A 7,724-nucleotide genomic window follows, 5' to 3' on the forward strand; every position below is an offset into this window, starting at 1 on the left:
CCTCGGAGATGCCGATGAAAGCGTTCATGATGCCCCACACCGTGCCGAACAGGCCGACGAACGGCGCCGTCGCCCCGATGGTGCCGAGGATGCCGGTGCCGCGCGACACCAGCCGCGTCGTCGCCGCCTCGACGCGCTCCAGCCGCAGCGCGACCCGCTCCTTGAAGCCCTCGTCGACGATGCCGCCGGACAGCTCGGCCTCGCGCCCGGTGGTGAGCACGAGCTGCGCCACGGCATCGCGCCGGCCGGCGCAGGCCCGCACCGCTTCGGCGAGACTCGGGCCCCGCTCCAGCGTCCGCAGACGCCGCCGCGCGAGCTGCGTGGCCCATGACAGCTCGATGGTCTTGGCGAGCCAGATCGTCCAGGTCACGAGCGAGGCGAAGGCGAGCCCGATCATCACCGCCTTCACCACCATGTCCGCATGCAGGAACATGCCCCAGGGCGAGAGATTGCGCGGTAGCAGCGGATTGTCGGCCTGAGCCAAGGCGGCCCCCGCCATCAACGTTGCGCCGATCGCCGCGCCCGCGGCGCGCATTCCCGCGGCCCAACGAAGCTCGGTGAAGTCATGCATCATCCACTCCTCATAGCTTCTGCGAGATGCCGACGAAGAAGCCGCGGCGCGGCCCGAACTGCGGCGCGAACACGCCGATGCCCGAACCGTCCCGGATCTCGTAGATCGTGTCGAACAGGTTGACGACGTCGAAGCGCAGCGTGGTCGGCTTCCTGTCGTCGAGCCATTTGAACTCGTGCGAGAGGCCGACGTTGACCTGCGAATACCAGGGCAGCGTGCCGGTGTTCGCAAAACCGTTGCGCAAGCCGCTGCCATAGAGCAGGTCGGCGGAGAATCGGGTGCCGTTCCAGAGATAGGAGGCGCCGGCCGAGCCCGAGACGAACTGGGCGTGGTCGGTGTAGATATAGTGGCTGTTGATGAAGGCGAGCTCATCGGCGGCGAACAGGAACTGGTTCGACACCACCGTAGTCGCGATCTGCTTGGCGACCGCCAGGTTGCTGTAGGCGGAGAAATTGCCGTTCTTGTATTTCGCCGTCAGTTCGACGCCGGCATTCTCGCCCTTGTCGTAGTTGAAGGCCGTGAGCACATAGGCCGCGCCGAACTGGCCGTCGTCGAGCAGGTCGCGCGCGATCTTGTAATAGGCGTCGACCCCGACATCGAGGCCGGGCATCACCCGCTGCGTCACGCCGACGTCGAAATAGTGCGAGCGCTCCGGCAGCACGGGGCTGTTCAGATTGACCTCCGGCTGCTGCGTGGTGCCCTGCACCAGCGCGAGGTTGGTCGGCGCCGCCAGCACCTGCTGCGGCGGCGTGAAGTAGCGGGCATAGCCCGCATGGAACACGGTGCCGTCGAACGGCGTCCAGGTCAGGCTGATGCGCGGGCTGAGCTGGTTGGCGTCGACATACTGCATCATCTGGTCGAAGCGCAGCCCGGCATTCAGCGTGAGCTGGTTGGTGATCTTCCATTCGTCGCCGACATAGGTGCCGAACAGGAAGCCGGTCTTCGAGCTGGAATCGGAGACGTTGAAGGGCGCGTCGACCGGCGCGCCGGCCGCATCCAGCGGCAGCAGCACCGAGGCATTGTTGACCAGCGACTGCTCGGCGCTCACGGTGAAGCCGGCATGCAGCGTATGCGCATCCGACAGGCGATAGGACGCGTCGGTCTGGATGCCGTTGATCACACTCTGGCGGTAGATGTCGGAGGCGACGCCGTTGAAAATGAGATCGCCGATGACGTCGGGCGTGAAATGCACGACGCTGGTGCGGTTGAAATAGGCGGTCTGCACGTCCAGCCCATCATGGGAGTATTGCAGCGCCAGCACGTTGAACTGGTTGAACTCGTGCTGGGTCTCGTTGAGATTGGCCGAGTTGAAGTTCCGCACGCCGAAGGCGGTGAAGGCCGGCGCCTGGCCGGGATTGTTCGGGATCTGGTACTGGCTGTTGGAGACGCCACTCATGAAGGTGAGCCGCAAGGTCGGATCGATCACGGTCGACACATAGGCAAAGCCTTTTTCCTGGTCGGTGTGGTCGTGGATCGCGTTGAAGGCCGACGTCGGGTTTTCCAGCCCGATATCGCTGCCGAAATAGCGGCCCGAGAGGAAATACTGGGTGCTGCCGGCGGTGCCGCCATATTCGAAGCTCGGCGTGATGGTCCCGCGGCTGCCGCCGTAGAGGCTGACCATGCCCGAGTTGTCGAACGCGCTCGCCTTGGTCTGAATGTCGACCACGCCTGCGGTGCGCAGGCCGTATTGCGCCGGCAGCGCGCCGGTGATCAGGTTCAGATTGCCGATGATGGCGCTGTCGACGATCTGGCCGAAGGCGCCGACGCCGTCCGGCAGCATGATGCCGTTGATGCGGTACTGCACGTTGGCGTGCTCGTTGCGGATGTGCAGTTCGCCGCTTGACGCGGAGTCCTGAGTCACGCCCGGTGCCTGCAGCAGCACCTTGTCGAGCGGTGCGTTGGCGCCTTGCGGCTTCGACTCCACACTCTCCTGGCTCATCTGATAGGAACTGGCCCCGGTGGGTGCGAGAACGGTCTGGCGTGCCGCGTCGAAGGCCTGGTTCTGCTTCGCCACGACCTGCGCCTGGGTCGGCGCAGGAGCGGGTGGCTGGGTGGTCACGATTCGGGGCGGCGGCGTGGGCGGCCGGCGCCGCTCGACGGGGGCGGCGACATGGACCTCGGGCAGCACGTTGCCACCGGAGGCCTGCGGTGGCGCTTCCGACGCGGGAGGCTGCGCCGGTGCGGGCGTCGCGCTGGGCTGTGGCGTCTCAGCCGGGGAAGGGACGCCGGGTGACGGCGTTACAGCCGGCGACGGTGAAGCCACGGGCGGCTGAGCGATATTGTCGTTTTGAGCCAGGCTCGGCGCGGTGGATACGGCGAACAAGGCAAGCGACGATGCGGATAGCAGAAGCTTGCGGCGCCGGCCCCCAGACGGAAGACGAAACATTGAAGAGATTCCTGATCCCGAATTCTCGGATGACGCCACCGCGCAGAATGCGCGTGAGATGACTCAACAGAGTCCGCCCGCCTCGCGACAGCGTGGCCGAGCACGCGGTGCCGGAAGCGGAACCGGAGCAGTCAGGTCAGGAAAGAGGCGGTCCGCGCGACTGAAAGGCCGAGTGTTGCGGCCTGATCAGGCCGAGCGCCGGCGGAATCGCGCGATCGATTGGCGCATAGGCCAACTCGACCTGCAAGACGGGAGGCGTCGCAGCCACCGCGTTGGCGAGGGCGCCGGCGGCCATGCAGATCGGACAGAGGTAATCGGCCTGGGAATCAACCGGATGACCTTGCCGCTGGTTGCCATCCGGCAACGTCTGGGTCGTGGCGAGCAGGCCGCGCTCGGCACGCCCGATATCCGGCGCATGGACGTGACCAAAGGCAAGCGCGAGGTTGATCGCAAGCGCAATCAGCGCGAGCCATGCCCCATTCCTGATATGGTCCCGAAACCAGCGCATGCGCGCGTTCGCATTTCCAAGGGTTCAACGCGGCGCGATCTTATCCGAGTTGCGCGGGGCGTCAATTCACAGTCCGCCCGGATTACCGCGGCGATTGCAGGCGGTATCGAACGGAAGAACATATATTGCGAAAAAGGTGTATGATCCCAACGCATTCTCAACCTGCCGTGGCTCATCCGCACGATCAGACCGGAGCATTTCAGATGAAAACGCGTGTTCTCGTTGCCGCCACATTTCTGATATCGCTGTCGGCGGGTCCGGCGCTCGCCCAAAGCGCGCCGTCCAATGATAGCGGCGCGTCACCCCCGCCCGCATCGACGCCGGCGCCCGCTCCGGCGCCAGCCGCAACTCCCGAACCAGCACCCGCTGCGGCGCCGGCGGCTCCTGCGGCGGCGGAATCGACCGACAAGGCTGCCCCGGCCGACAAAGCCGCCGAGACCGAGCAGAAGACCACGGCCAAGAAGCGCAAGACCGCCCGCGCCGGAAGCCGGCGGGAACTAGAGCACTCGATCGAGAGCGGCACCGTGCCGTCGCGCTACCGCAGCCAGGTGCCGCGGGAGTACCAGAAGTACATTCCGTTCGATCGGTGAAACGCCGGCTCAAATCCCCAGATAGCGGTGCTGCAGCTCCGGCTCCGCCATGAGCTGGCCGGAGGTGCCGCTCCACACGGCGCGGCCGCGCTCGATGATGGTGTGGCGGTCGCAGATGCGGCAGAGATGCTCGACGTTCTTGTCGATCACCAGGATCGACTGCCCGCGCGCCTTCAGCATCGACAGGCAGTTCCAGATCTCCTCGCGGATCAGCGGTGCCAGCCCCTCGGTCGCCTCGTCGAGGATCAGAAGCCGCGGATTGGTCATCAGCGCGCGGCCGATCGCGAGCATCTGCTGCTCGCCGCCCGACAGCGTATTGCCCATGTTGCCGTTGCGCTCGGCGAGCCGCGGGAACAGCGCGTGGATTTTTTCCAGGGTCCAAGGATCGGCCGACTTGCGGCGGTCGGCGGAAGCGGCGACGAGATTTTCGCGCACGGTGAGGTTCGGAAAGATCTGACGTCCTTCCGGCACCAGGCCGATGCCGAGCTGGGCGATGCGGAACGGCGCCAGCTTTCGGACCTCCTGGCCCGCGAAACGGATCGCTCCGGCGCGCGCGGGCGTCAATCCCATGATGGAGCGGATCGTGGTGGTCTTGCCCATGCCGTTGCGGCCCATCAGCGAGACCATCTCGCCTGGCGCAATCGACAGCGACAGGCCGAACAGCACCTGGCTCAAGCCGTAGCAGGTCTCGATCGCCTCGACTTCGAGCAGCGGGGTATCAGCCATGGCGGGTCACCACGTGCTGGTCGCCGAGATAGGCGCGCCTGACCTCCTCGTTCCCTCGAATTTCCGCCGGAGCGCCCGAGGCGATGACGCGGCCATAGACCAGCACGGAGATGCGGTCGGCGAGCGCGAACACGGCCTCCATGTCGTGCTCGACCAGCACGATCGTGACCTCGCGGCGCAATTCGGACAGCAGCTTGACCATGCGCGCGGATTCGGTGGCGCCGAGCCCGGCCATCGGCTCGTCGAGCAGCAGCAATTGCGGCCGGCTCGCGAGCGCGACGGCGAGCTCCAGCTCGCGCTGCTCGCCATGGCTGAGGCGCGAGACCGGCACCTGCGCGCGATCGGACAGGCCGACGCGGTCGAGCGCCGCCTCTGCGACCTCGCGCAATCCCCTCTCCTTTCGCGCATCGGCGAAGAAGCGGAACGAGTGGCCGTCATGGGCCTGCGCCGCGAGCGCCACATTGTCGGCCGCGGTGAAATCCGGAAGCAGCGAGGTGATCTGGAACGAGCGCGCCAGGCCCAGCGCGCTGCGGCGCCAGGCGGGGAAGCGCGAGATGTCGCGGCCGGCGAGAAAGATGCTGCCCGAATGCGGCGCCAGGTGCCCGGTGAGCTGGCTGATCAGCGTGGTCTTGCCGGCGCCGTTCGGGCCGATGATGGCATGCAGCTCGCCGCGCAGCACGGCGAGCGAGACGTTGTCGGTGGCGAGGATGCCGCCGAACCGGCGCACCAGCTTTTCCACGCGCAGCAACGGCTCAGTCACGCCAAGACCTCCCGAGCAGGCCCATGATGCCGCCGCGCCCGAACAGCACGATCAGCAGCAAGAGCGGCCCCATGATCAGCGCCCAGTATTCCGTCACTTCCGACAGCAGCTCCTCCAGCAGGAGATACACCACTGCGCCCAGGACCGGTCCGAACAGCGTGCCCATGCCACCCAGGATCACCATCACCATGAGGTCGCCGGAGCGGGTCCAGTACATCACGGCCGGGCTGACGAAATCGGTATTGTCGGCGAGCAGCGCGCCGGCGAGCCCGCACATCGTGCCCGATATGACGAAACAGACCAGCCGGTAGCGTCTGGCCGGAAAGCCGATCGCCTGCATGCGCTGCTCGTTGGAGCGGAGCCCCTGCACCACGAGGCCGAAGCGGGAATTGACGATGCGCCAGATCAGGAACACCACGCCCAAGAGGCAGGCGAGGCAGAGGTAATAGAACTGCACCCGGTTCGACAGGTTGATCAGGCCGGCGAAATCGCTGCGCTTGTAGATCGTCAGACCGTCGTCGCCACCATAGCGGGCGAGACCGGACGCGATGTAATAGGCCATCTGCGCAAAGGCGAGCGTGATCATGATGAAATAGACGCCGCGGGTGCGCAGCGACAGCGAACCGATCACCAGCGCGTAGATCGCGGACGCCGCCAGCGCCACCGGAAACTGGATGAAGCCGGAGCCGATGCCTTCCTGCGCCAGCATGCCGACGGCATAGCCGCCGATGCCGAGATAGGCGGCATGGCCGAAGCTCATCATGCCGCCATAGCCCATGATCAGGTTGAGGCTCGCGGCCGCCAGCGCCAGGATGACGATACGGGTGAACATCGTCAGCACGAAGACGTTGCCGGTGAGCTGGGAATAGAGCGGCAGCAGCACCAGCCCTGCGACCAGCAGCACGGCCACGAGCTGACTTGCGCCGAGCGGCTTCTTCATCGCCGCGTGGCCGGAAACAGCCCCTCCGGCCGCACGACCAGCACCATCGCCATCAGCAGATAGATCAGCATCGAGGACAGCGCTGGTGCCGCGGTGGAGGCCGAGGCCGAGCTCAGCACCTGCCGCAACAGATTGGGCAGGAAGGCGCGCCCCAGTGTGTCGATCAGACCGACCAGGATCGCGGCCAGGAAGGCGCCGCGGATCGAGCCGATGCCGCCGATCACGATGACGACGAAAGCCAGGATCAGGATGTTCTCGCCCATGCCGATCTGCACGGTCAGAATCGGCGCCTGCATCAGCCCGGCGAGGCCCGCAAGTGCGGCACCGAGCCCGAACACCAGCGTGTAGAGCAGATTGATGTTGATGCCGAGCGCGCCGATCATCTCGCGGTTGGAGGCGCCGGCGCGGATCAGCATGCCGACGCGGGTGCGCATCACGCCGAGATAGAGCAGGAGCGCCACGGCGAGCGCGACGACGATGATCGCCAGCCGATAGGCCGGGTAATGGAAGCCGGGCAGGATCGGCACCGGCACCGCGAGCCAGTCCGGCAGCGGCAGCGGCAGCCCCGCCGGGCCCCAGATCAGCCGCACCGCCTCGTTGAAGAACAGGATCAGGCCGAAGGTCGCGAGCACATGGTCGAGATGGTCGCGGCCATAGAGATGCCGGAGCGCGGCGAATTCCAGCACGACGCCGAGCAGGAGCGTAGCGCCGAGCGCGAGCAGCGCGCCGAGCACGAAGCTCCCGGTCCAGGCCACGAACGTCGCCGCGAAATAGGCGCCCATCATGTAGAGCGAGCCGTGCGCGAGATTGACGAGGTCCATGATGCCGAACACCAGCGTCAGCCCCGCCGCCAGCAGGAACAGCAGCAGCCCGAACTGCAACCCGTTCAAGATCTGTTCAACGACGAGCAGCATCAATTCCTAGGCCCCGCAAGCAAAAGGCGGCAGTGGTCTGGCACCGCCGCCCTTCTCCAGCAAATCCGTGCTCACTTCATCGGGCACTTGTCATGGAAGCGGTCCTGGTCGTCCTTGACGATGGTCGCGACTGTCTTCAGCGAGAGCTGCCCGTCGGCGTCCTTGACCACGTCCTGCAGGTAGAAATTCTGGATCGGAACGTGGTTGTTACCGTATTTGAAGGCGCCGCGCAGCGACTTGAAGTTCGCCTTCTCCATCTCGGCCTTCATCGCGTCCTTCTTGGAGGTATCGCCGTTCACCGCGACCGCCGCGCTGTTGATGAGCTGCGC

At 66.1% G+C, this 7,724-nt stretch carries 8 protein-coding genes and 1 pseudogene; 1 reads left to right on the top strand and 8 read right to left on the bottom strand.

Translation table 11 applies throughout. The annotated features are described in order from the left end of the window. The 3 genes from JOY90_RS04435 to JOY90_RS04445 all read right to left on the bottom strand — a co-directional run. Positions 1 to 499, bottom strand: a 499-nt coding sequence (locus JOY90_RS04435; RefSeq protein WP_291689949.1) for a MotA/TolQ/ExbB proton channel family protein, incomplete at its 3' end; no start/stop codon positions are given. 82 nt (positions 500 to 581) lie between these two features. Beyond that, entirely contained in the window at positions 582 to 2,699 is a 2,118-nt protein-coding gene (locus tag JOY90_RS04440; protein WP_291689942.1) for a TonB-dependent receptor, read from the bottom strand. A 394-nt stretch (positions 2,700 to 3,093) separates the two neighbouring features. Further along, positions 3,094 to 3,465 (bottom strand): hypothetical protein, encoded by a 372-nt coding sequence (locus JOY90_RS04445; RefSeq protein WP_291689943.1) that lies wholly within the window; start codon positions 3,463 to 3,465, stop codon positions 3,094 to 3,096. Between the two features lie 203 nt (positions 3,466 to 3,668). On the opposite strand from JOY90_RS04445, the gene JOY90_RS04450 reads away from it, so the two are divergent. Further along, complete coding sequence (locus JOY90_RS04450; protein WP_291689944.1) at positions 3,669 to 4,055, top strand: hypothetical protein; 387 nt, start codon at positions 3,669 to 3,671, stop codon at positions 4,053 to 4,055. Between the two features lie 9 nt (positions 4,056 to 4,064). Here the strand turns inward: JOY90_RS04450 and JOY90_RS04455 are convergent, their stop codons facing one another. The 5 genes and pseudogenes from JOY90_RS04455 to JOY90_RS04475 all read right to left on the bottom strand — a co-directional run. Beyond that, positions 4,065 to 4,781, bottom strand: a complete 717-nt coding sequence (locus JOY90_RS04455; protein ID WP_291689945.1) for an ABC transporter ATP-binding protein — start codon at positions 4,779 to 4,781, stop codon at positions 4,065 to 4,067. Beyond that, entirely contained in the window at positions 4,774 to 5,541 is a 768-nt protein-coding gene (locus JOY90_RS04460; protein ID WP_291689946.1) for an ABC transporter ATP-binding protein, read from the bottom strand. The genes JOY90_RS04455 and JOY90_RS04460 overlap by 8 nt, the downstream gene beginning before the upstream one ends. Then, complete coding sequence (locus JOY90_RS04465; RefSeq protein ID WP_291689947.1) at positions 5,534 to 6,481, bottom strand: branched-chain amino acid ABC transporter permease; 948 nt, start codon at positions 6,479 to 6,481, stop codon at positions 5,534 to 5,536. Before JOY90_RS04465 ends, JOY90_RS04460 begins: the two co-directional genes overlap by 8 nt. Beyond that, a complete protein-coding gene (locus tag JOY90_RS04470) occupies positions 6,478 to 7,395 on the bottom strand; it encodes a branched-chain amino acid ABC transporter permease (RefSeq protein ID WP_291689948.1) in 918 nt (305 codons plus the stop codon). The genes JOY90_RS04465 and JOY90_RS04470 overlap by 4 nt, the downstream gene beginning before the upstream one ends. A 71-nt stretch (positions 7,396 to 7,466) precedes the next feature. Further along, positions 7,467 to 7,724 (bottom strand): annotated as a pseudogene (locus JOY90_RS04475) (ABC transporter substrate-binding protein); the annotation flags it as partial.

Source organism: Bradyrhizobium sp., assembly GCF_019242285.1.
Classification (GTDB): domain Bacteria; phylum Pseudomonadota; class Alphaproteobacteria; order Rhizobiales; family Xanthobacteraceae; genus Bradyrhizobium.

Bases quoted from the DNA above. Each gene is read 5' to 3' on its own strand.
- JOY90_RS04445 (WP_291689943.1), bottom strand. From the start codon at position 3,465: ATGCGCTGGTTTCGGGACCATATCAGGAATGGGGCATGGCTCGCGCTG.
- JOY90_RS04455 (WP_291689945.1), bottom strand. From the start codon at position 4,781: ATGGCTGATACCCCGCTGCTCGAAGTCGAGGCGATCGAGACCTGCTAC.
- JOY90_RS04470 (WP_291689948.1), bottom strand. From the start codon at position 7,395: ATGCTGCTCGTCGTTGAACAGATCTTGAACGGGTTGCAGTTCGGGCTG.
- JOY90_RS04450 (WP_291689944.1), top strand. From the start codon at position 3,669: ATGAAAACGCGTGTTCTCGTTGCCGCCACATTTCTGATATCGCTGTCG.
- JOY90_RS04465 (WP_291689947.1), bottom strand. From the start codon at position 6,481: ATGAAGAAGCCGCTCGGCGCAAGTCAGCTCGTGGCCGTGCTGCTGGTC.